This window comes from Pseudomonas sp. RC10-4-2 (genome assembly GCF_050433085.1).
Lineage (GTDB): Bacteria > Pseudomonadota > Gammaproteobacteria > Pseudomonadales > Pseudomonadaceae > Pseudomonas > Pseudomonas aeruginosa.
In genome coordinates, this window is record NZ_JBNPXX010000001.1 from 1,532,791 (window position 1) to 1,558,579 (window position 25,789).

The following is a 25,789-nucleotide window of genomic DNA, read 5'->3' on the forward strand; positions in this document are numbered from 1 at the left end:
TTTTAACTTTTTCATCGGCTTAGGTCGTCGGAGGAAAGTCCGCGGGGTGCCTTGGTAGACTGCCGGGCACGAAGAGGAGAGGCGGATGGCGAGCTGGGACATTTTCTGTAGCGTGGTCGACAACTATGGCGACATCGGCGTCACCTGGCGCCTGGCTCGCCAACTGGCCGCCGAGCACGGTCAGGCCGTGCGCCTGTGGGTGGACGAGCCGCAGGCCTTCGCCCGGATCTGTCCGCGGGCGGACCCGGCGGCGCACGTGCAGTGCCTGGATGGGGTCGAAGTGCGTGCCTGGGGCCGACCGTGGGCACCGGTGGCGGCCGCCGATGTGGTGATAGAGGCCTTCGCCTGCGAACTGCCGGAGGCGCACCGGCAGGCCATGCGCGAGCGCAAGCGGCCGTCCCTGTGGCTGAACCTGGAGTACCTGAGTGCCGAGGAATGGATCGGCAGTTGCCACGCATTGCCGTCGCTGCAGGCGTGCGGGCTTTCCAAGTACTTCTTCTTTCCCGGGTTCCGCGAGCCCAGTGGCGGCCTGTTGCGCGAGGCCGGCCTGCTGGAACGTCGGCGCCGTTTCCAGGCCTCCGTCTCGGCGCAGGATGAGTTTCTCGCCTCCCTCGGCGTGCGGCGGAAGGTTGGCGAGCGACTGATTTCGCTGTTTGCCTACGAAAACCCGGCGCTGCCTGGCTGGCTGGAACAACTGCGCGACGCCCGCCAGCCGAGCCTGCTGCTGGTGCCGGAGGGGCGGGTGCTGGCGGATGTCGCCGATTGGCTGCGGGTGGCTACCCTGGCCGTCGGGGACGTCCACGTGCGCGACGCGTTGCGGGTCCAGGTGCTGCCGTTCATGGCGCAGGACGACTACGATCGCCTGTTGTGGTGCTGCGACCTGAACGCGGTGCGCGGCGAGGATTCCTTCGTTCGCGCGCAGTGGGCGGGACGGCCGCTGCTCTGGCACATCTATAGACAGGAAGAGGAGGCGCACCTGGCGAAGCTCGAGGCATTCCTCGAACTCTATTGCGCCGGCCTGCCCGCCGACCTGGCGGAAAACCTGCGCACCTTCTGGCTGGCGTGGAACGCCGGCGGTGGACTTGCCGGGGCCTGGGAGGGGCTGGAGAGGCAACTGCCCGAGTGGCGTCGGGAAGCGCAGCGCTGGGCCGACGAACAGGGCATGCGTCCGGATCTTGCGGCAAGGCTGGTGCAATTTTACGCAGATTGGCTATGATACGCGGCCTGATTTTTTGTCTTTCATCCATCGGATATTCGTATGAAAACCGCTCAAGAGTTCCGCGCCGGCCAGGTTGCCAACATCAATGGCGCTCCCTGGGTCATCCAGAAGGCCGAGTTCAACAAGTCCGGCCGTAACGCTGCCGTCGTCAAGATGAAGCTGAAGAACCTGCTGACCGGCGCCGGTACCGAGACCGTGTTCAAGGCCGACGACAAGCTGGAGCCGATCATCCTCGATCGCAAGGAAGTGACCTACTCCTACTTCGCCGACCCGCTGTACGTCTTCATGGACAGCGAGTTCAACCAGTACGAGATCGAGAAAGACGATCTGGAAGGCGTGCTGACCTTCATCGAAGACGGCATGACCGACATCTGCGAAGCCGTGTTCTACAACGACAAGGTGATCTCGGTAGAGCTGCCGACCACCATCGTTCGCCAGATCGCCTACACCGAGCCGGCCGTCCGCGGCGACACCTCGGGCAAGGTGATGAAGACCGCGCGCCTGAACAACGGCGCCGAGCTGCAGGTTTCCGCGTTCTGCGAAATCGGCGACTCGATCGAGATCGATACCCGCACCGGCGAGTACAAGTCCCGCGTCAAGGCCTGATCCTTTCGTGCGACGAGAAAAAGCCCGGCATTCGCCGGGCTTTTTCGTTTCCGCTGTCCGCCGCCGCGGCGCGGAGAGTCGGAAGCTTCAGACCGACACGTTCAGGCGTACGTCGATATTGCCGCGGGTAGCGTTGGAGTAGGGGCAGACCTGGTGGGCGGCGGCTACCAGCGCTTCGGCGGCTTCGCGCTCCAGGCCCGGCAGGTTGATGTGCAGTTCGACCTCCAGGCCGAAGCCGCCGGGAATCTGGCCGATGCCGACCTTGCCGGTTATCGAGGCGTCGGCGGGAAGGGTCTGCTTGCGCTGGCCGGCAACGAACTTCAGGGCTCCGATGAAGCAGGCGGAGTAGCCGGCGGCGAACAGTTGTTCCGGGTTGGTGGCCGCGCCGCCCTGGCCGCCCAGTTCGCGCGGAGTGCTGAGTTTCACGTCGAGCACGCCGTCCGAGGATACCGCACGGCCGTCACGGCCTCCGGTGGCGGTTGCGGTTGCGGTGTAGAGAGCCTTGATGGTTTGCATGAGGGTCACCTGTCTGATTTGCACGTTAAGTTCTTGCGCGCTAAGTAAGTGCGTGAAGTGAAATTTATCGTCATGTTATTTTGTGCGCAAGATAAATCGTTGGAAGATTTGGCGATAAAAACCAGACGGGTAGGTATAAGCCCCTCAATCCGGTGCTTGCAGGTTGCCGCGCAGGGCCAGCAGCTCATCCTTTAGGGCGACCAGCTGTGGCAAGTCGAGGCCGGTACTCTCCAGGATGCAGGCGGGAATGCTCTCGGCCTGTCGCTGCAGGGCGCGGCCCTTGTCGGTCAGGCGCAGCAGGACTACCCGCTCGTCTTCGCTGCTGCGAGTGCGGGTAATCAGACCTTCGCCCTCCAGGCGCTTGAGCAGAGGCGTGAGCGATCCCGGGTCGGTAAGCATGCGTGCGCTGATTTCGCCCACGGTCAGGCCGTCGCGTTCCCACAGCACCAGCATGGCGATGTACTGCGGATAGGTGAGGCCGAGCGCTTGCAGCAGGGGCTTGTAGACCTTGGTCATCTGCAGCGAGGTGGAATACAGGGCGAAGCACAGCTGGTTGTCCAGCTTGAGCTGCTCGCAAGGGGTGGTGGGCAGTCGGGACATGGCTGTCTTCCAAGTAAGTAGGGCACTGTGCATGAATTTAGCGTAGTGGCTATTGGCTTTCCAGGTTTCCCGCCGGGTGGTGTCCTCAGCGCTCGCCGAGACGCTGCTGCAGGGCCTGGTCCCAGGGCGGCGGAAAGCCGAAGCGCTCGCGGAGGAAAGCCAGCAGCAGACGGGTTCGCGAACTGGCTTCGCGTTCCAGGCGCAGGGCATAGATGCAGGTGGGCTCGGCGGCGGGCAAGCCGTCGTCGCAGAACAGCGCCTGCAGTTCGCCGCGTAGCAGGTACTCGCTGCACAACCAGGTCGGCAGGTGGGCGATGCCGAGGCCGGCCAGCGCCGCGTCGACCATCGCTTCGGCGTTATTGGTGGCCAGCCGCGCCCGTTTCGGCCGCAGGTGCTGGAGCTTGCCGTCGTGCTGGAAGCGCCAGGCATAGGGTGGCGACAGGTTGTCCCAATCGATGCCGGCATGCTCCGGCAGTTCGCCTGGGGATGCGGGAACGCCGTGTTCGCGCAGGTATTCCGGGCTGGCGCAGACCACCCGCACCATCGGCGCCAGCGAGGTGGCCACCAGGCGGCTGTCGGGTAGCGGGCCGGCGCGCAACACCAGGTCGACCTCGCCGAGATGTTCGCCCTGCAGGTCGATGAAGCTGCCGATCAGGCGCAATTGCACGTCGAGGCCGGGGTTGGCCTTGAGGAAGTCGGCGACCGCCGGGGCCAGGTGGCGGCGGCCGAAGGGCACCGGCGCATCGATACGGATCAGGCCCTGCGGCGCGGTGCTCAGGGACACCGCTTCGGCACGGGCCAGGCGCAGTTCGGTGACGATCCGCCGGGCGCGGTCGGCGAAGGCCAGGCCGGCCGGAGTAGCGCGCACCGCATGGGTGGTGCGCACCAGCAGAGTGCTGCCGACGGCGCGTTCCAGGGCGTCCATCCGGCGCGCCACGGCGGACGGGGTGAGCGGGTGCTTGCGCGCAGCGGCGGAGAAGCTGCCGCCATCGAGGACATCGAGGTAGAGAACGAACTGTTCGCTGAGGGTATCGGGCAACATGCTCATGCCTTTGCGTAATTGGCATAGCCATTGTGCTTTCTTGTGCGTTTCCCATCCAGCCACGCTTGCCTAGCATGGAGGCGTCGAAAGAGGGGCTGACATGCTGGATGTATTTCTCGATTTCCTGCTGGGGATGGTGCTCGGTTGCCTGGGCGGTCTGTTCGGGATAGGCGGCGGCTTGCTGGCGATCCCGGCGCTGGGGGTGATCTTCGGTCTCGACCAGCAACTGGCGCAGGGTACCGCGCTGGTGATGGTGGTACCGAACGTGGTGCTGGCGTTGTGGCGCTACCACCAGCGCAACCGCATCGATCCGCGCCAGGCCGGAGTCCTTGCCCTGACCGGCCTGCTTTGCGCGTTCCTGGCGTCCAGCGTGGCCGCGCGGATCGATGCGGCGCGGATGCGCGAAGCGTTCGTGATCTTCCTCCTGGCGCTGGCCGGCTACATGTTCTGGCGCCTGTTCCGGCGCCCGCCGCAGGGCGGCGCGACGCCGCGCTACGGTTTGCCCTGGATGGGCGTGCTGGGCCTTGGCGCGGGCTCGCTCGGCGGGCTTTTCGGGGTCGGTGGCGGGGTGCTGGCGACACCGGTGCTGACTTCGGTGTTCGGCCTCGCCCAGGTCGTCGCCCAGGGCCTCGCGCTGGCCCTGGCCGCGCCGAGCACGGCGGTGGCGCTGGGGACCTACGCCATGCACGGCCATGTCGACTGGCGGATGGGGATCCCCCTGGCGCTGGGCGGCCTGCTGAGCATTTCCTGGGGCGTGAGGCTGGCCCACGCCTTGCCCGAGCGCAGCCTGCGCATGGCCTTCTGCGCCTTCCTCGCATCGTGCGCGGTGCTCCTGCTGGTGCGCGGTTGAGTCAGAGACGGAAGCCCTCGCCGATGTATTCGGCGAGCTTCTCGGTGACCGGTGACTGGCTGTGCGGGTTGCGCATCAGCATGATGCTGGCCGAGGGCAGGGCGGGCAGGCCCTCGCTCTCGTCGAGGATGCGCAGGTTGCCGGTGAGCAGGCTGCGCAGTTGCACGGTCACGGCGAGGCCGGCGCTGACCACCGCGAACAGCGCCGACAGGCTGGGGCTGCTGTAGGCGATGCGGTAGTCCAGTTCCGCCGCCTCCAGGGCGTTGCAGGCCCAGGCCCGGCAAAAGCAGGTGGTGTTGAACATGGCCAGCGGGATCGGCCGCTGGTCGTGGGGGCAGAAGCCCTCGGCGGCCATCCAGACGAAGGGCTCCTGGCGCAGCAACTGGCCGATCTCGGTGCCCGGCTCGCGGGTGACGATGGACAGGTCGAGGTCGTTGCGCGCCAGCAGGTTGAGCGAGGTGTCGCAATGCACCTCGACCTGCACCAGCGGATAGGCTTCGGCGAAGCGCGACAGGATCGCCGGGAGGAAGCGCATCACGTAGTCGTCCGGGGTGCCGATGCGCACCGAACCGACCATGTGCGGGCGGCGCAGGGTGTTGAACACCTCGCCGTGCAGCTTGAGGATCCGCCGGGCATAGCCGAGCAGCACCTGGCCTTCGGCGGTGAGGCGGGTCTGCCTTCCGTCGCGCTCGAACAGCGAGCGCTGCAGGACGTCCTCCTCGAGCCGCTTCATCTGCATGCTGACCGCCGACTGGGTGCGATTCACCGCCTCCGCGGCGCGGGTGAAACCACCGTGCTCGGCGATGGCGACGAAGGTGCGGAGCAATTCCGTATCGATGCCGGGCTGGTAGCTCATTCATCAATCTCCAAGATGCATTGCATAAGAATGATTCGTTGGATTGATCCTATGCCTGGCGGGACACTGTGCCTATCCCGAACGGAGGGCAAGACGATGAAAGGTCAACAGGATTATTTCGGCAGTCACTTCCACGCTGCATCCCATCCCGCCTCGACCGCTGCGCCGTCGTTGTGGCGTCGCTGGCGGCGCTGGTTGCAGTTGGCCCGCGAGCGCCGGGAACTGCTGAGGATGAGCGACGAAGCGCTGAAGGACCTCGGCCTGAGTCGGGCGGATATCTTCCAGGAGGGCGAGCGGCATTTCTGGGACGACCCGCTGCGTCGGCATTGAGCGAACCGCAGCGGCGCGCCAGGCTGGCACGGCGGCGGAGGCGCGATAGACTCGCAGTCTCCTTCATCGACTGGGGCGCTCCATGAGTCTTTCGCTTTCCCTCGCCGAAGCCCGCCGCCTGGCCCTGGCCGCGCAGGGCTTCGACGGCCGGCGGACGCGCCGCAGCGTGCAGCGGCGGCATCTGCGCGAAATGCTCGCGCGCCTTGGCCTGTTGCAGATCGATTCGGTGAATGCGCTGGTGCGCTCGCACTACCTGCCGCTGTTTTCCCGTCTCGGTCCCTACTCCATGACGCTGCTCGACGAGGCGGCCTGGAGTGTCGGCCGTCACCGCCAGTTGTTCGAATACTGGGGGCACGAGGCCTCGCTGCTGCCGCTGGAACACTACCCGTTGATGCGCTGGCGGATGCGCCAGGCCGCCGACGGCCAGGGCATCTACCAGCAACTGGCACGTTTCGGCCGGGAACAGCAGCCACTGATCCGCCAGGTGTTGCAGGCGGTGCGCGAGCAAGGTGCGCTAGGTGCCGGCAGCCTGAGCACGCGGCAGGAGCGGGCCGGTCCCTGGTGGGACTGGAGCGCGGAAAAGCATGCGCTGGAATGGCTGTTCGCCGCCGGCGAGCTGACGGTGGCCGGACGGCGCGGCTTCGAGCGGCTCTATGACCTGCCGGAGCGAGTGTTTCCCGCGGAATTGCTGGCGCGTCCCGAGCTTTCGGAGGCACAGGCCCAGCGCGAGCTGTTGCGGATGGCGGCGAGCGCCCTGGGCGTGGCCACCGAAAAGGACCTGCGCGACTACTATCGGCTGAGCCCGGCGCAGAGCCGCGCGCGCCTCGCCGAACTGGTGGAGGCTGGCGAGCTGCTGCCGGTCCGGGTCGAGGGCTGGAGCCAGCCGGCCTACTGCCCCGGCGAACCGCAGGTGCCGCGGCGGCTAGGCGCCAGTGCCTTGCTCTCGCCCTTCGACTCGTTGGTCTGGGAGCGGGCGCGGGCCGAGCGCCTGTTCGATTTCCGCTATCGCCTGGAGATCTACACGCCGAAGGAAAAACGCGTGTACGGCTACTACGTGCTGCCATTCCTGCACAACGGCCGTCTGGTCGGCCGCGTCGACCTCCGCGCCGAGCGGGCGCGGGAGCGCCTGGCGGTGCATGCGCTGCATGCCGAGGTGAACGGCATGGACGATGCCGCCCTGCACGAGCTGGCCGAGCAACTGCGCAGCATGGCCGCCTGGCTGGGCCTGGCGACGGTGGTGATCGAGGGGCGCGGGGAGTTGGCGGTACGCTTGCGCGGGGTGCTGCTCTAGCGAGCGCTCCCGCCGGGCGGCGGGAGCGGCCGCGGCGCGCTCAGCGGCGCACCTGCTTCAGGGTTTCGGCGATCAGGAAGGCCAGCTCCAGCGACTGGTCGGCGTTCAGCCGCGGGTCGCAGTGGGTGTGGTAGCGGTCGCTGAGGCCGTCTTCGGTGATCGGTCGCGAACCGCCGATGCACTCGGTGACGTTCTGCCCGGTCATCTCGATGTGGATGCCGCCGGCGTAGCTGCCTTCGGCCTGGTGCACTTCGAAGAACTGGCGGACTTCGGCGAGCACGCGGGCGAAGTCGCGGGTCTTGTAGCCGCTGGAGGCCTTGATGGTATTGCCGTGCATCGGATCGGAACTCCACAGCACCTGGCGGCCCTCGCGCTGGATGGCCTGGATCAGGCGCGGCAGGTGGTCGCCGACCTTGTCGGCACCCATCCGCACGATCAGGTTGAGGCGGCCCGGATCGTTGTCCGGGTTGAGAATATCGATCAGGCGGATCAGCTCCTCGCTGTCCATGCTCGGCCCGACCTTGACCCCGATCGGATTGCCCACGCCGCGCAGCATCTCGACATGAGCGCCGTCGATCTGGCGGGTGCGGTCGCCGATCCAGAGCATGTGCGCCGAGCAGTCGTACCACTCGCCGGTCAGGCTGTCGCGGCGGGTCAGGGCTTCCTCGTAGTTCAGCAGGAGCGCTTCGTGGGCGGTGAAGAAGCTTGTTTCGCGGAGCTGCGGCGCGCTGTCCAGGCCGCAGGCGCGCATGAAGGCGAGGGTCTCGTCGATGCGGTCGGCGAGTTGCTGGTAGCGCTCGGCCAGCGCCGAGTTGGCGATGAAATCGAGGTTCCAGCGGTGCACCTGGTGCAGGTCGGCGAAGCCGCCCTGGGCGAAGGCGCGCAACAGGTTGAGGCTGGCGGTGGACTGGTGGTAGGCCTGCAACAGGCGCTCCGGGTCCGGCACGCGGCTCTTCTCGTCGAAGCCGATGCCGTTGACGATGTCGCCGCGATAGGCGGGCAGGGTCACACCGTTCTGCGTTTCGTCGCCGGAGGAGCGCGGCTTGGCGAACTGGCCGGCCATGCGCCCGACCTTCACTACCGGGCAGCCGGCGGCGAAGGTCATTACCACCGCCATCTGCAACAGTACCTTGAAGGTATCGCGGATCTTCGCCGCGGAAAATTCGGCGAAGCTTTCCGCGCAATCCCCGCCCTGGAGCAAGAAGGCGCGTCCGGCGGTGACTTCGGCGAACTGCCGGCGCAGCTCGCGAGCCTCGCCGGCGAAGACCAGCGGCGGGTATCCGGCGAGGGTCTGCTCGACCCTGGCCAGGTGCGCGGCATCGGGGTACTCGGGTTGTTGCTGGATCGGCTTGGCCCTCCAGCTCTCGGGGCTCCAGGACTGGCTCATCTACGACTCTTGGCAATGCTCGGGAAAGCGGATTGCGGCATGGTAGAGCAGCTCGCCGCAGCGCCGCCAGCGATCGTTGCAATAGCGGAAATCCATCGTCGGGCCGGCTTTGCTATGCTGCGGTGCTTTTGCCGGAGCGCCTGGCGATAGCCGGCGAAGCGGCGGGGGGAGGTGAGTGGTGAGCGAAGAACGTCTGCTGGTCGAGGAGCGCGACGAATACGGGGTCATCCGGGTCATCGAGTCCGGCGACTATCGCTTCCTCGAGTTCGGCGACGGTGTCGAGCAGAGCTGCGTGTTCATGCCCGATCCAGCCTGGCTGGAATACGACTACACCCGCGCCATGCTGCTCGGCGGGCTCTGCCATTCGCAACCGCGTCGCGCGTTGTTCCTCGGTTTCGGCGCCGGCAGCCTGACCCAGGCCTGCCTGCGCCACCTGCCGCTGGAGGAGGCCGAGGCCATCGAGCTGCGCCCGGCGATTCCGCGCCTGGCCCGCGAGCATCTGGGGCTGCGCGACGACCCGCGCCTGCGATTGCGCATCGGCGACGCACTGGAGAGCCTGGGCGAATGCGCGGAGGCCGACCTGATCTTCCTCGACCTCTATACCGATACCGGCCCGTCGGCCGCGCACCTGGCCTGGAATTTCCTCGGTGCCTGCCAGGAGCGCCTCGCCGAGGATGGCTGGCTGGTGATCAACCAGTGGAGCGGCACCGATGGCAAGCCGCTGGGCGCGCCGCTGCTGCGCGGGCGCTATCACCATCATTACTGGGAGTGTCCGGTGGCCGAGGGCAACGTGGTGATGCTGGTGCCGGCGAACCTGGCCCTCGAACTCGACCAGGAAGCCCTGCGGACGCGTGCCGCGGCGCTGGAGCCGCAACTCGGCTATTCGTTGCAGGGCTATATCGACAGCCTGCGCCCGGCCCAGTAGCCAGGGCGCGCGGACAAGGGCCCGGCTAGCGTCCTTCGAAGCGTCCCGGGCGGCGTTCCTGGAGAGCGCGCAGGCCTTCCTTGGCGTCCTCGCTGTCGAGCAGGCGCCTGGCGGCTTCCGGCAACGCAGCGGCGGCGACCGCTTCGCCTTCCAGCAGGGCCTGGCGCGCCGAGCCGAGGGTGGCGCGCACGCCCAGCGGCGCCTGGGCCGCGACCCGTTCGGCGAGGGCGATGGCGTGGTCGAGGAGGTCCTCCGGGGCGGTGACTTCCTGCACCAGGCCGAGACGATAGGCTTCGTGGGCGTCGAATTCGTCGCCGGTGAGCAGCCAGCGCATGGCGTTGCCCCAGCCGGCGACCTGATGCATGCGCAGTGTCGCGCCACCGAACGGGAGGATTCCGCGCTGCACTTCGAGCTGGGCGAAGCGCGCGTTGCTGGCGCAGAGGTTGATGTCGGCCGCCAGCATCAGTTCGATGCCGATGGTGTAGCAGTAGCCTTGCACGGCCACCACCAGCGGCTTGCTTGGACGCCGGCCGCCGAAGGTGCCCCAGGGATCGACGGCGCCTTCGGGGAGTTTCCAGCCCTGGCGGAAGGTCTCGCCGACATTGGCCAGGTCCAGCCCGGCGGTGAAATGCTCGCCGTGGGCGAAGAGCAGGGCACAGCGCAACTGGTCGTCGGCCTCGTATTCGCCGAGCGCGGCGACCAGGTCGTCGAGCATCGGCAGGTCGAAGGCGTTGCGCTTGGCCACGCGGTCGAGGCCGAGCAGCAGCAGGTGGCCGCGCCGTTCGCGGCTGATGCGTCCTGGGAGGGTGTCGTTCATGCGGCGGTTTCCTGGCGGGGGGCGGGCAACGTCGGTATAGACGTCTGGAATCGGGATGTCCATTGTCAGTCTCTCCGATGACGCATGTCGGAAAAAACGCACACAAACGTCAAAATTCCGGTATGATGCGCGCCGGTCAAAACTGACCCCGTTCAGGACCTGCATTTTTCGGAGCGCTGTGCTCTGGCTGTGTATCCGCTCTGCGGATTTCCTTTACGTAATCTTCTAATTCAAAAGCAATCTCGCAAATCCCCGCCCCAGCTGCCTGGGTGGCCGTTTCGGCCGTACAGGGCATGAGCAGCCATGGGTCATGGGTCTTTGCGGATGTATACGAGGCAAACCCATGACTCAGGAAACCGTCGGCTTCGCCGCGCTCGGTATTCACCCCAATGTGCTCGCGGCAATCGTCGCCGTAGGCTACGAAGAGCCTTCGCCTATCCAGGCTCAATCGATTCCGCTGATCCTCGAAGGCCACGACATGATCGGCCAGGCGCAGACCGGTACCGGCAAGACCGCCGCGTTCGCCCTGCCGCTGCTGTCGCGCATCGACCCGAGCCGCCGCGAGCCGCAGATGCTGGTGCTGGTGCCGACCCGCGAGCTGGCCCTGCAGGTCGCCACCGCCTGCGAAACCTATTCCAAGCAATTGCCGGGCGTCGGCGTGGTCGCCGTCTACGGCGGCGCGCCCATGGGGCCGCAGCTGAAGGCCCTGCGCCAGGGCGCACAGATCCTCGTCGCTACCCCCGGCCGCCTGTGCGACCACCTGCGCCGCGACGAGAAGCTGCTGGCCACCGTCCAGCGCCTGGTGCTCGACGAAGCCGACGAGATGCTCAAGCTCGGCTTCATGGACGACCTGGAAGTGATCTTCGAGGCGCTTCCCGAATCGCGCCAGACCGTGCTCTTCTCGGCGACCCTGCCGGCGTCCATCCGTGGCATCGCCGAGCGCCACCTGAAGCAGCCCAAGCACGTCAAGATCGCCGCCAAGACCCAGACCGTGGCGCGCATCGAGCAGGTCCACCTGATGGTCCATGCCGACCAGAAGGCCGGTTCGATCCAGCGTCTGCTGGAAGTCGAGCAGTTCGACGCGCTGATCGCCTTCGTCCGCACCAAGCAGGCCACCCTCGACTACGCCGAATTGCTCGAGCGCCAGGGCTACCGCGCCGCCGCGCTCAACGGCGACATGCCGCAGGCCCAGCGCGAGCGGGTCATCGAGTCGCTGAAGGACGGTTCGCTGGACATCGTCATCGCCACCGACGTTGCCGCCCGGGGCCTGGACGTACCGCGCATCACCCACGTGCTGAACATCGACATGCCGTACGACCCCGAGTCCTACGTGCACCGCATCGGCCGTACCGGCCGTGCCGGCCGGGAAGGGCGCGCGCTGTTGCTGGTGACTCCGCGCGAGCGGCGCATGCTGCAGGTGATCGAGCGGGTCACCGGGCAGAAGGTCGGCGAAGTCCGCCTGCCGGATGCCGAGACCGTGCTGGAGGCCCGCCTGGCGCGCCTGGCCGCGAGCCTGACGCCCTTGCTCGACAGCGCCGTCGAGCAGCGCGGCGCGGTGCGCGACGAGCTGTGCCGTCGCCTCGGCTGCGATGCCGAGACCCTGGCCGCCGCATTGCTGGCACGCCTGACCGCCGGCAAGGCGCTGGACCTGGAGTCGGTGCGCCGCGAACAGCCGCTGACCCCATCGGCACCGCGCGAGCGTGCCGACCGTGGCGAACGCGGCGAGCGTCCGGAGCGCAGCGGCGAGCGTCGTCCGATGGCGCCGCCGAGCGAAGGCCGTGCCCGCTGCCGCACTGCCCTCGGCGCGCGCGACGGGGTTGCGGCGAAGAACCTGCTGGGCGCGATCCTCAACGAGGGCGGCCTGTCCCGCGAGGACATCGGTCGCATCCAGATTCGCGATACCTTCAGCCTGATCGAGCTGCCCGAGGCCAATCTCGAGCGCCTGCTGACCAAGCTCAAGGACACCCGCGTCGCCGGCAAGGCCCTGCGCCTGCGCCGCTATCGCGAGGACTGAGGTCCAGCGCGATGAACAAAAGCCCCGCTTCGGCGGGGCTTTTTCATGGGCTTGATGTTTGCTGGCCAGGCTGTTTTTCGCGCCTGCCCCGGCTTCTCGCTTCGTCACCCCGGGCGAGTCCCTTTGGCAAGCGTCTAAAGGAAACAAAGGACTCGCCCAGCCGCTAGGGCAGGCACCACGTCGTGCATGCCAGACCTGCACATACCGGAGCCCTGATCCGCCGCCTATCCATGACATCGCGGATAACGCCTATGGCGTTATTCGCGCTACAGGACTATGTCGCTCGCGATTTCCTGGCTGCCAGCCGAGTCCACCCAGCTTGCGGCGGGAAGCCGATGCTCTCCGCCAGTCCCCCGAGAAACCCTGTCAATCGAAGCGATAGATATCCATCCCCAACGAGCCCAGGGTAAAGCCGCTGTGCTCGACGCGCATCCCGCCGCCGCCAGCGCCGCGGGCGAAGAACAGTGGCAGCAGGTGCTCGTCGCTGGGGTGGTTGCGCGCCGCCCAGGGCGCCTGCCGGCGGTAGTCGTGAAGCGCGGCCTCGTCGTCGGCCTGGAGCTTTTCCACCATCCAGTCACGGAACTCCCGCGCCCAGGGCGCGATGGCTTCCGGCCCGGCGCGCCAGTCCAGTTCGCCCAGGTTGTGGGTGATGCTGCCGGAACCGATCAGCAGCACGCCTTCCCCGCGCAGTTGGCGCAGGGCCTGGCCGACGCGGCTCTGCAGGGCCGGACCGAGGCGGCTCGGCAGGGACAGCTGGAGCACCGGGATGTCCGCCTGCGGGTACATCAGGCTCAGCGGCACCCAGGTGCCGTGGTCGAATGGTCGCTGTGGGTCGGCCTGGGCCGGCAGGCCGGCGGCCTGGAGCAGTTCGATCGTCCGCTGTGCCAGCGCCGGCTCGCCTTTGGCCGGGTAGCGCACGGCGTAGAGGGGCGGCGGAAAGCCGTAGAAGTCGTGCCAGATATCCGGCACCGCGGCGCCGGTTACCCGCAGGTCGTCGCTTTCCCAGTGCGCGGAAACCACCAGGATCGCCTTCGGCCGCGGCAGCTCTGTAGCCAGGCGGCGCAGTTGTACGCCGCTGGCGCCCGGTTCGAGGGCGAGCATCGGTGAGCCGTGGGAAATATAGAGAGTCGGTAGCATGATTCACCTCGTGACTCGGATGAGCCATGTTCCTCCCTCGATCAATCGAAAACCAGTATATGTTTTTGAGGATACCTATCGACCCAGGCGTTAGGTCGCGGTCTCGCGCGCTACGCCGGTTGGGCTTTCCGCCCAGTAGCGCCGATCGTCGAGGATCGCCCGGTCACGCTCGAACGCCAGGGGCAGGCGTTCCCTGAGGAAGTCCACCCAGGTGCGGATCTTGGCGTCCAGGTAGCGCCGCGAGGAGTACAGCACGAACACCTCGCGGACATGCAGTCGATGGCCCGGCAGTAGCCGCAACAGGCTGCCTTCCTGCAGCGCGCGGGCGGCGACGAAGCCGGGCAGCAGGCAGACGCCGAGCCCGGCCGCGGCGGCGGCGCAGGCGGCCTCGGGAAGGTTGACCTTGAGCGCCTCGTCGAGATCGAGCAGCGTTTCGCCGCGTTCGCCGACGAAGGCCCAGCCCTGCGGGCAGGACGGCGCGGCCACGTTCAGGCAGCGATGCCGCAGCAGGTCCTCCGGCGTGCGTGGCACGCCATGCCGTGCCAGGTATTCCGGCGCGGCACAGACCACGCTGAACACCTGGCCGAGATCGCGGGCGACCAGGGTCGAGTCCGGCAAGGTTCGGCCGAGGGTGATCAGCACGTCCAGGCCTTCCTCGAGCAGGGCCGGGGTGCCCTGGGCCAGCGTGAGGTCGACGGAGACGTCCGGATGGCCGTCCAGGTAGTCCACCAGTAGCGGCATCAGGTGCTCGAGGCCCAGTTCGGTCACCGCGTGGAGGCGCAGGCGACCGCTGGCGTGGGACTGGCTGTCTTCGACGTCCGCCGCGGCGGCGGCGACCGTGCGTAGGATCTGCTTGCAATGCTCGTAGTAGCGCAGACCGCTTTCCGTCACCACGACGCTGCGCGTATTGCGTTGCAGCAGGCGCGCCGAGAGCGCCTGTTCGAGCCCGGCGACCTGGCGCGAAACGGTCGCCGGAGAGGTCCCCAGCGCTTGGGCGGCCTGGGTGAAGCTGCCGTGCTCCACCACGCGGACGAAGGTCCGGATACCTTGCAGCAGGTCCATTTCCAACTCCTTCGCCGGTCCGCGCCCGGCGCCGTCTCAGCCCGACGCCGGGTCGGACGTTGGGCTCCAGCCGCCGCCCAGCGCCTTGTAGAGGTTGACCAGGGTCAGCGACACCGCTTCGTCGCTGGCGACCTGCTGTTCCTGGTTGTCCAGCAGTTGCCGCTGGCTGTCGAGCACGCTGAGGAAGTCCACCGCGCCGGCGCGGTATTGCTCGCGGGCGCTCTGCAGGGCGCGGCGGTTCTGCGCCACGGCTTCGCCGAGGCGCTCCTGGCGGCGCTGGTTGGCGGCGTAGTCGTGCATCGCGTCGTCGACTTCCTGCCAGGCACGCAGCACGGTGCGCTGGTAGTCGATGGCGGCTTCCTGCTGCTGTGCCTCACGTAGCTCCAGGCGTCCGCGCAGGCGTCCGCCTTCGAAGATCGGCAGGCTGAACGCCGGGCCGATGGCGAACTGGCGATGGTCCCAGTCGCCCAGGCTGGACAGTTGCAGGGATTCGAAACCGAAGTTGCCGTTGAGCGTGATGCGCGGATAGAAGTCCGCCTTGGCCACGCCGATGCTGGCGGTAGCGGCGTGCAGGCGTGCTTCGGCACGGCGGATGTCGGGGCGGCGCTGGGCCAGTTCGGACGGCAGGCCGACCGGCACGCTGCCCGGCGGACGCGGAATCGCCCGCGCCGGGCCGAGTTCGGCGAGCAGGCTGCCGGGGCTGGCACCGACCAGGTAGCCAAGGGCGTTGACCAGGTGCGCCTGGTTCTTTTCCACCTCGGGCAGGCGTGCCTCCATGCTGGCCACCTGGGCCAGCGCCTGGGCTACCTCGAGGTCGGTGGCGACGCCGTTGGCCAGGCGCGTGCGGGTGAGTTCCAGGCTGCGCCGTGCGGTCTCGAGGTTGTCGCGGATGATCGCCGCACGGTTCTGTTCGCCGCGCAACTGGATATAGTCGCGCGCGGCTTCCGCCAGCACCGAGACCTGCACGTCGCGCAGTTCGTTCTCGCTGGCTTCCACCGTCGCGTCGGCGGCTTCCAGCTCGCGTCGCACGCGGCCCCAGAAGTCCAGCTCCCAGGAGGCGTCGAAGCCGGCCAGGGCGTGGTTGTAGTTGCCTTTGCCGGCCTTGCCGGAGGGATCGAACAGGCCGGCGCTGGTGGTCCGCTGGCGCTGGTAGTTGCCGCTGGCGTCCACCGAGGGCAGGGCGTCACCGCCGAGGCTGCGACGGATCGCGCGGCTCTGCTGCAGGCGCGCCGCGGCGCTGCGCAGGTCGAGGTTGGCACGCTGGACCCGTTGCAGCAGGGCGTTCAATTGCGCGTCGTCGAACAGCGTCCACCATTGGGCTGCGAGCGGCGCGGCGGCGAGGTGGCTGGGGTTGCCGGCAGCGGCCTGGAGCGACCATTCGCCGGGCGCAGGGCGGTCCGGGCGGGTGAAGTCGGGGCCGAGGCTGCAGGCGCCGAGTGCCAGGCTGGCAATAAGCAGGAGCGGAGTGCCTTTCATTGCTGGGCGACCTCGGCGGAGCGGGTGCCGGTCGCGGTGTCGATCCGTGCTTCCACCGACATGCCCACACGCAACTTGCCCGCCATGGCCTGGCGCGGCTCGAGAACGATCTTCACCGGGATCCGCTGGACCACCTTGGTGAAGTTGCCGGTGGCGTTGTCCGGGGCGATCGGCGCGAAGCTCAGGCCGGTGGCCGGTGCGATGCTGTCGACATGGCCGCGCAGAACCTTGCCGGGGAAGGTGTCGACGCGGATTTCCACGGCCTGTCCGGGAGAGACGTGGGTCAGTTGGGTTTCCTGGAAATTGCCGACCACGTAGGCCTGCTGCAGTGGCACCACCGCCAGCAGCGCGCTGCCCGGCGTGACATAGGCGCCGACGCGCAGTTGGCGGCGACCGACCTGGCCGTCGAAGGGGGCGCGGAGTTCGCAGTAGGAGAGGTCCAGGCGGGCCTGGTCGCGTCGCGCCTGCATGCGTTGCAGGTCGCCACGGGCCTGGCCGACGCGGGCTTCGAGGACGCTCACCTGCTTGCGCGTGGCATCCACCGCGGCCTGGCCCTCGGCCAGCCGGGCGCTGGCGGTATCGATCCGCGATTGCGCCTGCTGGGCGTTCTGCAGGCTGCCGGCGCCCTTGCTGGCGAGGGTCTGGTAGCGGCTTTGCTCGTGACGGGCGAAGACCAGCTCGGCCTGCTCGGCGCGGACCTTGGCCCGCGCCTGTTCGATCAGCGCCTGCTGGCGTTGCAGGTTGGCCTCGGCATTGGCCAGGTTGGCCTCGGCACCGAGCACGTCGGCTTCGGCGGCGGCCAGGGCGGTGCGGAAGTCGCGGTCGTCGAGGCGGGCGAGCAACTGGCCGGCCTTGACCGGCTGGTTGTCCTCGACCAGAACGTCCTGGACGAAGCCGGCGACTTTCGGCGCGACCAGGGTGAAATCGGCGTGCACATAGGCGTCGTCGGTGCTCTGCACGACCCGTGGGGCGAGCAGGTGGAACAGCAGGTAGACCAGTAGGGTCAGGACCAGCAGGGCGGCGAGCAGCAGGCTGCCCTTGCGCGAAGTGATGAACGACATACAGCGACCTTTCAGTGTGTGGGAGCGACCGGGCGGGGCGGGTAGGCCCGTTGCGGCAGGATCGGAATCAGGATCAGCAGGGCGCAGGCCAGGCCGGCCATTGCCAGCAGCACGTCGGCGTTGCCCAGCACCTGGGCCTGTTGGCGGGCCTGTTCGGCCAGGTGCTGCCAGTGCGCGCCGGAGTCGGCGCCCGGTTGCAGGCCGGCGATCTGTTGCAGGCGCAGTTCGACGGCCTGGGGCGCATTGCCCAGGTGATCCACCAGGCGGTTGGAGTGGTAGTGCTCGCGGGCGGTGCCGAGGGCGCCGATCACCGCGGTGGCGACTACCCCGGAGAAGCCGCGGACGGTGTTGAACCAGGCCGAGGCGAAGGGTCCCTCGATGGGCGCGATGACGCTGGTGGAGAGCATCAGCAGCGGAATCACCGCCATCGGCTGGCCGACCACCAGTAACAGCATCGGCAGGTAGAAGTCCTCGCGCACCCAGTCCGCCGTCAGTTGGCTGAAGCTCAGGCAGGCACCGGCGCACAGGCACAGGCCGCAGGCCAGCACCCAGCGGCAGTCGACCCGCGGGATGTTACAGAGGGCCGCCACCAGCGGCAGTGCGACGAGCTGCGGAAGGGCCACCAGCAACACCATGGGTACGCTCTGCAGGGGGCGGTAGCCGCGGATCTCGGCGAGGAATTCGGTCGGCACGCCCATGCTCGCGCCGAGCACCACCAGCACGCCGGCCAGGGTGATCAGGGCGAAGGTCAGGTTGCGGCGCTTCAGCAACTGCAGGCGGAAGAACGGCAGCGGGTGGCTCCATTCGTTGACCAGGAACAGCCCCAGCAGGAGGCTGCCGCTGCCCAGCAGCAGGCAGATCAGCGGCGACTCGAACCAGTCCAGGCGTTCGCCTTGCAGCAGACCGATCACCAGGGCGCAGATCGCCGGGAAGCCGGTGAGCAGGCCGATGCCGTCGAACTGGCGGAAGCGTTCCAGGCGCACCGGGTCCTGGGGGATGCCATGGGACACCGCGGCCATCGCCACCAGGCACAGTGGAATGACCTGCCAGAACACCCACTGCCAGCCGACGTATTCGAACCAGAACGCCGCCAGTGGCAGGCCCAGGTTGGGCCCGAAGGTCGCGGTGAGGGCATAGGCGCCCAGGCCATAGAGCTTTATCCCGGGTGGCAGGAAGCGTAGCGCCACGGTCATCAGCATCGGCGGCAGGCAGCCGGCCATCAGCCCTTGCAGGGTGCGCAGGACCAGCAGGCTCTCGAGGTTCGGCGCGAACGGACAGAGCAGGGCCAGCAGGGCGAAGCCGCCGATGGCGAAGAGCGTGAAGCGGCGCAGGGAAAAGGTCACCGAACACCAGGGCGCGAATGCCATGGCGGCGACCTGGGTGGCTTCGTAGAGCACGGTCAGCCAGGTGCCTTCGTCATGGCCAATGGCGAGTGCGCCGCGCACATCGGTCATGGCGATCTCGGTGACATGACCATTGAGACCGGCGGTGAGCGAGGCGAGCAGCACGCCGAGCAGGCCTACCACGATGCGCGTGCCGAAAGGCTGGGCGGCGGGGGCTGCGGTTGGCGTCGGCTGGCCGAGCGGGGTGGCGAGCGAAGTCATCGCGACCTCGCTACGGCGAGGGTGGGGAAACAAGGCATGGGCGGAAACTCTTCTGATTTCCGCCGCAGTCTAGGAGCGTCCCGGTAGTGTGAAAATTGAAATGATCGAAATGAATCAGTGCATTTTGTGCATCTGTTTCAGTTGGAGCCAAGCAGCGGATGGGGATCGCTCTGCACTTCCTCGCAAATCCGCTTGATCGTTTGCCGGAACCAGCGGTGCGCGGGATCGTTGTCGAAGCGTGGATGCCAGGCCTGGACCACCATCACGGTCTTCAACGGCACCGGGATGTCGAACTGGCGCAGGCCCAGGCCCAGTCGGTTGGCCCGCCACAGGGAATGCTCGGCGATCGGCAGCAGCAGGTCGGAGCCGGGCAGGGCGAAGATCGCCGAGTGGAAGGTCGGGCTGATCAGCTTGACGTCGCGCTTCAGGCCGAGTTCTCCCAGGGCCTGGTCCAGCGGTCCATGGTTGAGGCCACGACGCGAGACGGCGATATGCGGAAAAGCGACGAAGCGCTGCGGAGTGATCTCGCCGTCGAAGATCGGGTGCCCCTGGCGGGCCAGGCCGACGAAGCGGGTGGTGAGCAACTGCTGGGTCTTGACCTCGGGTTCCATCCAGGACGAGGCGCCGATGTAGAGGTCGATGCGGTTCTGCCGCAGTGCCTCGTCGTCGATGTCCGACTCCTGCACGAAGCGCAGGGTGCAGCGCGGCGCCTCCTCGGCGAAGATCTCCAGCAGGCGTATCGACAGACCGCCGACCAGGGTGTTGTTGGAACGCAGGGTGAAGCAGCGCTCCAGCTTGTCCAGTTGGATGGTCTCGCGAGTGTTGAACAGGTCGCGGGCCTGGTCCACCAGTTGCCGGACCTGCTCCTGCAGTTCCAGGGCACGGGGCGTGGGCACCAGCTTGCGGCCGGCGCGGACCATGATCGGGTCGCCTACCGCCTCGCGGATCCGTGACAGGGTACGGCTCATCGCCGGTGGGCTGAGGTGCATGCGACGCGCGGCTCCGACCACGCTGCCCTCTTCGAGAAGAACGTTGAGGGCGACCAGGAGATTCAGATCGGGAAGATGCATGGAGTGGAAGTATAAGCACGCTGGCATGCGCAGGGTGCAGTCTTTCGTTCTCCCAGGCGTGCGTTCGCTGCATTGCTGGATTGCGTTCGCGGTGCCTTTACGCGCACCGGTGGCTGCCGAAGAATGCCGGTGCACGCTCTATCCGAGGATTTGCCGATGTTCCATACGCTCCTGGTCGCCATCGACGGCGGCCCGCAGACCCGTCGCATTGCCGAGCTGGCGCGGCAGGCCGCCGCGCCGGGCGCGCGGGTCCACCTGCTGTGCGCGGTGGACGCCGGCTATGCGTTGCCGGGCCGGCCGACGCTGCTCGACTATCCGCCCGCCGCGCACGAGTGCGAAGAGGCTCGGCAGGTGCTCGACGAGGCTTGTGCGCTGCTAGCCGGGTGCGAGCTGGAGGTACGGGCCGAGCTGCGTGCCGGCGACCCGGTGCAGGTGATCCTGGGCGAGGCGCGGCGCCTGGGCTGCGAGCTGATCGTCATCGGCCATCGGCACCTGGGACGGCTGGAGCGCCTGCTCGATCCTTCGGTCGGCGACCGGGTGATCCGCGAGGCGCCGTGTCCGGTGCTGGTGGAAGTGCGCGAGGGAGATGCGCAGGGGAGTTGACCTGCCGGCCGATTGTCGCCACCTTGCGGTTTTTCCCACGAATGCGGAGGACAGGATGCAGGCGGATTTTTGGCACGCCCGCTGGGCGAACAACCAGATCGGCTTCCACCTGGACGAGATCAATCCCTACCTGATGCGCCACCTGTCGCGGCTGCGACTGCAAGCGGGCGAACAGATCCTGGTGCCGTTGTGCGGCAAGACCCTGGACCTGGCCTGGCTGGCCGCCCAGGGACTGGAGGTGCTGGGGGTGGAGCTTTCGGAAAAGGCCGTGAGCGACTTCTTCGAGGAGCACGACCTGCGCCCCGAGATCGATCAACTGGATGGTTTCCGCCGCTACCGGGTCGCCGGCATCACCCTGCTGCAGGGTGATTTCTTCGCCTTGCAGGCAGAGCACCTGGCGCAGTGCAGGGCGTTCTACGACCGCGCCGCGCTGATCGCCCTGCCGCCGGAGATGCGCGAGCGCTATGCCGGGCATCTCCAGGCGGTCCTGCCGACGCGCAGCCTCGGCTTGCTGGTCACCATCGACTACCCGCAGGCGGAGATGGCCGGTCCGCCGTTCGCCGTGCCCGACGAGGAGGTGCGTGGCTACTACGCTGGCGGTTGGCGGATCGAGGAACTGGAGCGCGGCGACGTGCTCGGCGTCAACTGGAAATTCCTCGAGCGCGGGGTGTCCTGGCTGGACGAGGCCGTCTACCTGCTGGAGAGAGGCTGAAACGGGGCGCCGCGCGGCGCCCCGTCCATTTTCAGCGGAGTTCGTCGACCAGCACCGCAAGGGTGCTCAGGACGTCCTGGCCGAGCCGCTTGGAGCGGGCGCCGGACCAGCCGGTCCCGGGCTCCGGGTTGTCGTCGTGGTCCTTGAACGGCATCTCGATGGTGAACGCCAGGCAGTCGTAGGTCTGCCCGACGAAGTTGCAGGCCAGCGCCAGGTTGGCCTGGCCCGGCGCACTGCGTGGGTAGCCATGGCGGATCTGGAATTCGCCGCGCGCCATCAGTTCCTCGCGGAAGCGTTGCTCGAGCCGTTCCAGGCGGGGCGTATAGCCCGGGTTGCCCTCGCAGCCGGCGGCGAATACGTGGGGGATTTCCTCGTCGCCGTGGATGTCGAGGAACAGGTCGACGCCATGGCGCTTCATCTCCTGCTGGACGAACCAGACTTCCGGGCTGCGCTCGGCGCTCGGCTCCAGCCAGGCCCGGTTGAGATCCTGGCCGGCGGCGTTGGTGCGCAGGTTGCCGTGGAACGCGCCGTCCGGGTTCATGTTCGGCACCAGGTACAGGTCGGCCTTTTCCAGCAGGCGCTGCATTTCCGTATCGTCCGGCCGCTGCAGGCGCTCGATCAGGCCTTCCATGAACCATTCGGCCATGTGTTCGCCGGGATGCTGCTGGGCGATGACCCACAGCTTCAGGTGGCTGTCGGGATGGCGCCTGACCCGCAGCAATTCGATGTCGCGGCCTTGCACGCTGGTGCCGACGGCGAGCCGTTCGACGCCCTCGATGCCGAGCGCACGTTCGACCAGGCGGGCATGCCGTTCGCGGCTGTAGGGCTCGAAGTAGGCGAAGCGGACTTCGCTTTCCTCCGGTTCCAGCTGGAAATGCAGGCCGTCGGCGTCGTATTGCGACGGCACGCGGAACCAGCGTTCGCCATCGTACGAGGCGACTGCCTGGTAGCCGCTCCAGGCATGGCTGTAGGCCGACTGGCCGGCGTTGACCAGGGTGAAGCAGTGCTCGGTGGCGGGAGCCATGCCCTCGACCTTGAAGTGGAACCACTGGAAATGCTGGCTGGCCAGGTCGGGACGGATCGCCAGGCGGATCCGGCGGGGATCGCTGGCATCGATGACCTGGATGTTGCCGCTGTCGAAATCGGCGCGGATCTGCATGGGAACCTCATCGGGCGAAATCACGGACCCGCATGTTCCGGGGCTGGCTCGCGGCTGTCAAAGCGACCATGGATAGGTGGCTTTCCCGGGCATAAAAAAAGGGCGACCGATGGTCGCCCTGTCCCAAGTGTGAAAGCGGATCAGCGTGCGCTGGCGCGCAGCGCTTCGATACGATCTTCCAGCGGCGGGTGGCTCATCAGCAGGCCGGCCAGGCCGTGCTTGAGGCCGCCATTGATGCCGAAGGCGTTCAGGGTGTCGGGCATCTGCACCGGCACGCCCTGTTCCGAACGCAGGCGTTGCAGCGCGGCGATCATCGCGCCGGTGCCGGCCAGGTGGGCGCCGGCGGCGTCGGCGCGGAACTCGCGGCGGCGCGAGAACCACATGACGATGATGCTGGCGAGGATGCCGAGCACCAGTTCGGCGAAGATGGTCGCGACGAAGTAGCCGATGCCCGGGCCGTCCTCGTTCTTCAGGATGGCCTTGTCGACGAAGTTGCCGAAGATCCGCGCGAAGAACATCACGAAGGTGTTCACCACGCCCTGGATCAATGCCAGGGTGACCATGTCGCCGTTGGCGACGTGACCGATCTCGTGGGCGAGGACGGCTTTCACCTCATCGGGCGAGAAACGTTCGAGCAGGCCCTGGCTGACCGCGACCAGCGCGTCGTTCTTGTTCCAGCCGGTGGCGAAGGCGTTGGCCTCGTAGGCGGGGAAGATGCCGACCTCCGGCATCTTGATGCCGGCTTCGCGGGACAGCTCTTCGACGGTTTGCAGCAGCCACTGTTCGTGACGGGTGCGCGGCTGGCTGATGACTTCGGTACCGGTGCTCATCTTCGCCATCCACTTGGAGATGAACAGCGAGACCAGCGAACCGGCGAAACCGAACACGGCGCAGAAGACCAGCAGGCTGCCGTAATTCTGGCCGGTGAAGCGGTCCACCCCGAGCAGTTTCAGGGTGATGCTGGCAATCACCAGGACTGCCAGGTTGGTGGCCAGGAACAACAGGATGCGCATCATGGTGTAAAGCTTCTCCTCACGGCTGAAGGCACGGAGCGCGGTTCGCAGGCCGCCGGGGCGGGCGAACGGGCTCCTGATAATCATGCGGGGTTATATAAGGGGCGGTCCATGGCGATTCAATCGAGGGACTATTTCAAACTGTGTCGCCTTGCGCGCCCAGATTGCCCTCGAACAGCAGTCGGGTCAGCCCGGCCAGGCGTTCGCCGTCGCCCTGCGCCAGCGCCTGGCGCAACTGGTTGGCCAGGCTGGCCTGTTCGCGGCGCACGCTGGCCGGCGCCTCGGCCAGCGCCGCCGCGGCCCGGGGGACGATACGGGTAAGTCTTAGGAAGGCCTTTTCGCTGAGTACCGCCTGGTCGAGAGCCTCGTAATGAATGGTGTTGGCGAAGCGCAGGTAGCCTTCCTCGGCGAGCCAGAGCAACGCGCCCAGACAACTTTGGTGACGTTTGCTCGGCAGGCCGAACTCGTCCGGCGCCTCGCGGCCGATCAGGTCTTCGACGTAGAGCGCGGTCTTGCGCGGAAACGCCTGGTAGAGAAGCAGGAGGCCGCCAGCGGCGTCCTTGTGGAAGTCGTCGATCTGCAGGTCCATGGATGGGTCGCCGGGCAGGGCGGCGCCAGCGGCGCCGCGGGAGCGGGGGGGTTACTGCTGGTAGCCCTTGAGAAAGCTGCCGATGCGCAGGATCGCCTGCTCCAGGTCGTCGACGCGGGGCAGGGTGACCACCCGGAAGTGGTCGGGCCACGGCCAGTTGAAGGCGGTGCCCTGGACGATCAGCAGTTTTTCCGAGAGCAGCAGGTCGAGGACGAACTTTTCGTCGTTGTGGATCGGGCAGACCTTCGGATCGATCCGCGGGAAGGCGTACAGCGCGCCCATCGGCTTCACGCAGCTGACGCCGGGGATGTCGTTGAGCAGTTCCCAGGCGCGGTTGCGCTGCTCCAGCAGGCGCCCCGGCGGCAGGACCAGATCGTTGATGCTCTGGTAGCCGCCCAGGGCGGTCTGGATCGCGTGCTGCGCCGGGACGTTGGCGCACAGGCGCATGTTGGCGAGGATGTCGAGACCTTCGATATAGCTCTGCGCCCGCTGCTTGGGCCCGGAGATCGCCACCCAGCCGGAGCGGAAGCCGGCCACCCGGTAGGATTTGGACAGGCCGTTGAAGGTCAGGCAGAGCACGTCCGGCGCCAGCGAGGCGGTGGAGACGTGGACGGCGCCGTCGTAGAGGATCTTGTCGTAGATCTCGTCGGAGAACAGCACCAGGTTGTGCTGGCGGGCCAGTTCGACCATGCCTTCCAGCACTTCCCTGGAATACACCGCGCCGGTGGGGTTGTTCGGGTTGATGATCACCATCGCCCTGGTGTTCGGCGTGATCTTCGCCTTGATGTCTTCCAGGTCCGGCCACCAGTTGGCCTGCTCGTCGCACAGGTAGTGCACCGGCTTGCCGCCGGCGAGGCTGACGGCGGCGGTCCACAGCGGGTAGTCGGGAGCGGGGATCAGCACCTCGTCGCCGTTGTTCAGCAGCGCCTGCATGGACATCACGATCAGTTCCGACACGCCGTTGCCGAGGTAGATGTCCTCGATGCCGACGCCTTCCACCTGCTTCTGCTGGTAATACTGCATCACTGCCTTGCGCGCGCTGAACAGGCCCTTGGAGTCGCTGTAGCCCTGGGCGGTCGGCAGGTTGCGGATGACGTCCTGGAGAATTTCCTCGGGAGCTTCGAAACCGAACGGCGCCGGGTTGCCGATATTCAGCTTGAGGATGCGGTGACCCTCTTCCTCTAGGCGTTTGGCGTGCTTGAGCACCGGCCCGCGAATGTCATAGCAGACGTTGGCGAGCTTGTTCGATTTGCTGACCTGCATGATGTGTCGAGTCCCGAAGTGAGCGAACACCGTGGAACAGGCTGCGAAAAGCCCGCTGGATCGCGGCTTGGCAGGCTGTAACGCGGATGACAGACTGGCGTCTATAAGGAGCACGCATGATACGTGCGGCCCGTCCCCCGGAAAAGGGAGCGCCGGGCATTTTTCAGATCGCGAGGTAGAGCCGATGAGCAAGATCGACAAACCCCTGGACTCCTGGCGCGAGGAGTTGACCGAAGAGCAGTTCCACATCTGTCGCCTGGGCGGTACCGAACGCGCCTTCAGTGGCGAATACCACGCCACCAAGACCCCCGGGATCTATCATTGCACCTGCTGCGGCACGGCGTTGTTCGACTCCGACGCCAAGTACGACTCCGGCAGCGGTTGGCCGAGCTATTTCCAGCCGGTGGACGCCGAGGCGGTCCGCGAACTGGACGACTTCAGCCACGGCATGCATCGCATCGAAGTCCGCTGCGGTCGCTGCGATGCCCACCTGGGGCACGTCTTCCCGGATGGCCCCCGGCCCACCGGGTTGCGTTACTGCATCAACTCGGCCTCGCTGAAGCTGGTGCCGCGGGAGAGCTAGAGAG

General features: G+C 67.3%; 26 protein-coding genes. 10 read left to right on the forward strand and 16 right to left on the reverse strand.

Annotation, left to right across the window (positions count from 1 at the left end; genetic code table 11):
- The first annotated feature begins 85 nt into the window (after positions 1-85).
- Positions 86-1,216 (forward strand): elongation factor P maturation arginine rhamnosyltransferase EarP, encoded by a 1,131-nt coding sequence (gene earP, locus FHW81_RS07205; RefSeq protein WP_003143720.1) that lies wholly within the window; start codon positions 86-88, stop codon positions 1,214-1,216.
- A 42-nt stretch (positions 1,217-1,258) separates the two neighbouring features.
- Positions 1,259-1,825 carry an elongation factor P gene (gene efp / locus FHW81_RS07210; protein WP_003090942.1) on the forward strand — a complete coding sequence of 189 codons (567 nt, stop codon included), beginning with the start codon at positions 1,259-1,261 and terminating at the stop codon, positions 1,823-1,825.
- An 87-nt stretch (positions 1,826-1,912) separates the two neighbouring features.
- On the opposite strand, the gene ohrR (FHW81_RS07215) is transcribed toward efp, so the two are convergent.
- From ohrR (FHW81_RS07215) to FHW81_RS07225, 3 genes are all read right to left on the reverse strand, one after another.
- Entirely contained in the window at positions 1,913-2,341 is a 429-nt protein-coding gene (gene ohrR, locus FHW81_RS07215) for an organic hydroperoxide resistance protein OhrR (RefSeq protein WP_003104171.1), read from the reverse strand.
- 144 nt (positions 2,342-2,485) lie between these two features.
- Positions 2,486-2,941, reverse strand: coding sequence for a hydroperoxide stress response transcriptional regulator OhrR (gene ohrR / locus FHW81_RS07220; RefSeq protein ID WP_003090940.1), 456 nt, complete (start codon positions 2,939-2,941; stop codon positions 2,486-2,488).
- Between the two features lie 85 nt (positions 2,942-3,026).
- The gene (locus tag FHW81_RS07225; protein WP_003104167.1) at positions 3,027-3,983 is read right to left on the reverse strand and encodes a LysR family transcriptional regulator; all 957 of its coding nucleotides are present in this window, start codon (positions 3,981-3,983) and stop codon (positions 3,027-3,029) included.
- Positions 3,984-4,083: 100 nt separating this feature from the next.
- On the opposite strand from FHW81_RS07225, the gene FHW81_RS07230 reads away from it, so the two are divergent.
- Positions 4,084-4,833 (forward strand): sulfite exporter TauE/SafE family protein, encoded by a 750-nt coding sequence (locus FHW81_RS07230; RefSeq protein WP_003104166.1) that lies wholly within the window; start codon positions 4,084-4,086, stop codon positions 4,831-4,833.
- Position 4,834: 1 nt separating this feature from the next.
- Here FHW81_RS07230 and FHW81_RS07235 read toward each other — a convergent pair whose 3' ends face one another.
- Positions 4,835-5,689 carry a LysR substrate-binding domain-containing protein gene (locus FHW81_RS07235; RefSeq protein WP_003090936.1) on the reverse strand — a complete coding sequence of 285 codons (855 nt, stop codon included), beginning with the start codon at positions 5,687-5,689 and terminating at the stop codon, positions 4,835-4,837.
- Between the two features lie 96 nt (positions 5,690-5,785).
- Between FHW81_RS07235 and FHW81_RS07240 the strand changes: the two genes are divergently transcribed.
- Positions 5,786-6,019 (forward strand): DUF1127 domain-containing protein, encoded by a 234-nt coding sequence (locus tag FHW81_RS07240; RefSeq protein WP_003104163.1) that lies wholly within the window; start codon positions 5,786-5,788, stop codon positions 6,017-6,019.
- An 82-nt stretch (positions 6,020-6,101) separates the two neighbouring features.
- Positions 6,102-7,310 (forward strand): winged helix-turn-helix domain-containing protein, encoded by a 1,209-nt coding sequence (locus tag FHW81_RS07245; RefSeq protein ID WP_014833944.1) that lies wholly within the window; start codon positions 6,102-6,104, stop codon positions 7,308-7,310.
- A 40-nt stretch (positions 7,311-7,350) separates the two neighbouring features.
- Here FHW81_RS07245 and FHW81_RS07250 read toward each other — a convergent pair whose 3' ends face one another.
- Positions 7,351-8,697 (reverse strand): class II 3-deoxy-7-phosphoheptulonate synthase, encoded by a 1,347-nt coding sequence (locus FHW81_RS07250; RefSeq protein WP_003104160.1) that lies wholly within the window; start codon positions 8,695-8,697, stop codon positions 7,351-7,353.
- A 175-nt stretch (positions 8,698-8,872) separates the two neighbouring features.
- On the opposite strand from FHW81_RS07250, the gene FHW81_RS07255 reads away from it, so the two are divergent.
- Positions 8,873-9,622, forward strand: coding sequence for a spermidine synthase (locus tag FHW81_RS07255; RefSeq protein ID WP_003119872.1), 750 nt, complete (start codon positions 8,873-8,875; stop codon positions 9,620-9,622).
- 25 nt (positions 9,623-9,647) lie between these two features.
- On the opposite strand, the gene FHW81_RS07260 is transcribed toward FHW81_RS07255, so the two are convergent.
- On the reverse strand, positions 9,648-10,439 hold the full coding sequence (locus tag FHW81_RS07260) for a crotonase/enoyl-CoA hydratase family protein (protein WP_003104155.1): 792 nt from the start codon (positions 10,437-10,439) through the stop codon (positions 9,648-9,650).
- A 310-nt stretch (positions 10,440-10,749) separates the two neighbouring features.
- Between FHW81_RS07260 and FHW81_RS07265 the strand changes: the two genes are divergently transcribed.
- Positions 10,750-12,453 (forward strand): DEAD/DEAH box helicase, encoded by a 1,704-nt coding sequence (locus tag FHW81_RS07265; protein WP_003119873.1) that lies wholly within the window; start codon positions 10,750-10,752, stop codon positions 12,451-12,453.
- A gap of 366 nt (positions 12,454-12,819) precedes the next feature.
- Here FHW81_RS07265 and FHW81_RS07270 read toward each other — a convergent pair whose 3' ends face one another.
- The 6 genes from FHW81_RS07270 to FHW81_RS07295 form a co-directional block, all read right to left on the reverse strand.
- Positions 12,820-13,590, reverse strand: a complete 771-nt coding sequence (locus FHW81_RS07270; protein WP_003106098.1) for a DODA-type extradiol aromatic ring-opening family dioxygenase — start codon at positions 13,588-13,590, stop codon at positions 12,820-12,822.
- Between the two features lie 90 nt (positions 13,591-13,680).
- Positions 13,681-14,652 carry a LysR family transcriptional regulator gene (locus FHW81_RS07275; protein ID WP_003106096.1) on the reverse strand — a complete coding sequence of 324 codons (972 nt, stop codon included), beginning with the start codon at positions 14,650-14,652 and terminating at the stop codon, positions 13,681-13,683.
- 36 nt (positions 14,653-14,688) lie between these two features.
- Complete coding sequence (locus FHW81_RS07280; RefSeq protein ID WP_003114759.1) at positions 14,689-16,128, reverse strand: efflux transporter outer membrane subunit; 1,440 nt, start codon at positions 16,126-16,128, stop codon at positions 14,689-14,691.
- Positions 16,125-17,189, reverse strand: a complete 1,065-nt coding sequence (locus tag FHW81_RS07285) for an HlyD family secretion protein (RefSeq protein ID WP_009876715.1) — start codon at positions 17,187-17,189, stop codon at positions 16,125-16,127. Before FHW81_RS07285 ends, FHW81_RS07280 begins: the two co-directional genes overlap by 4 nt.
- 11 nt (positions 17,190-17,200) lie before the next feature.
- On the reverse strand, positions 17,201-18,793 hold the full coding sequence (locus FHW81_RS07290) for an MFS transporter (protein WP_003114761.1): 1,593 nt from the start codon (positions 18,791-18,793) through the stop codon (positions 17,201-17,203).
- Positions 18,794-18,930: 137 nt separating this feature from the next.
- Entirely contained in the window at positions 18,931-19,890 is a 960-nt protein-coding gene (locus FHW81_RS07295; protein WP_003143729.1) for a LysR family transcriptional regulator, read from the reverse strand.
- Between the two features lie 129 nt (positions 19,891-20,019).
- Here FHW81_RS07295 and FHW81_RS07300 point away from each other — a divergent pair, with 129 nt between their 5' ends.
- Together FHW81_RS07300 and FHW81_RS07305 are read left to right on the forward strand one after the other, a co-directional pair.
- Positions 20,020-20,466, forward strand: a complete 447-nt coding sequence (locus tag FHW81_RS07300) for a universal stress protein (RefSeq protein WP_003106084.1) — start codon at positions 20,020-20,022, stop codon at positions 20,464-20,466.
- A gap of 55 nt (positions 20,467-20,521) precedes the next feature.
- Positions 20,522-21,178 carry a thiopurine S-methyltransferase gene (locus FHW81_RS07305; RefSeq protein WP_003106082.1) on the forward strand — a complete coding sequence of 219 codons (657 nt, stop codon included), beginning with the start codon at positions 20,522-20,524 and terminating at the stop codon, positions 21,176-21,178.
- Positions 21,179-21,209: 31 nt separating this feature from the next.
- On the opposite strand, the gene FHW81_RS07310 is transcribed toward FHW81_RS07305, so the two are convergent.
- From FHW81_RS07310 to FHW81_RS07325, 4 genes are all read right to left on the reverse strand, one after another.
- Positions 21,210-22,337 carry a M14 family metallopeptidase gene (locus tag FHW81_RS07310; RefSeq protein ID WP_003114765.1) on the reverse strand — a complete coding sequence of 376 codons (1,128 nt, stop codon included), beginning with the start codon at positions 22,335-22,337 and terminating at the stop codon, positions 21,210-21,212.
- Between the two features lie 140 nt (positions 22,338-22,477).
- Entirely contained in the window at positions 22,478-23,353 is an 876-nt protein-coding gene (gene htpX, locus FHW81_RS07315) for a protease HtpX (RefSeq protein ID WP_003090915.1), read from the reverse strand.
- Between the two features lie 133 nt (positions 23,354-23,486).
- On the reverse strand, positions 23,487-23,939 hold the full coding sequence (locus FHW81_RS07320; protein WP_003115276.1) for a hypothetical protein: 453 nt from the start codon (positions 23,937-23,939) through the stop codon (positions 23,487-23,489).
- Between the two features lie 51 nt (positions 23,940-23,990).
- Positions 23,991-25,202: a pyridoxal phosphate-dependent aminotransferase gene (locus FHW81_RS07325; RefSeq protein ID WP_003090913.1), complete on the reverse strand. Its 1,212-nt coding sequence runs from the start codon at positions 25,200-25,202 to the stop codon at positions 23,991-23,993.
- A gap of 184 nt (positions 25,203-25,386) precedes the next feature.
- On the opposite strand from FHW81_RS07325, the gene msrB reads away from it, so the two are divergent.
- Positions 25,387-25,785 (forward strand): peptide-methionine (R)-S-oxide reductase MsrB, encoded by a 399-nt coding sequence (msrB, locus tag FHW81_RS07330; RefSeq protein ID WP_003090911.1) that lies wholly within the window; start codon positions 25,387-25,389, stop codon positions 25,783-25,785.
- Positions 25,786-25,789: the final 4 nt, after the last annotated feature.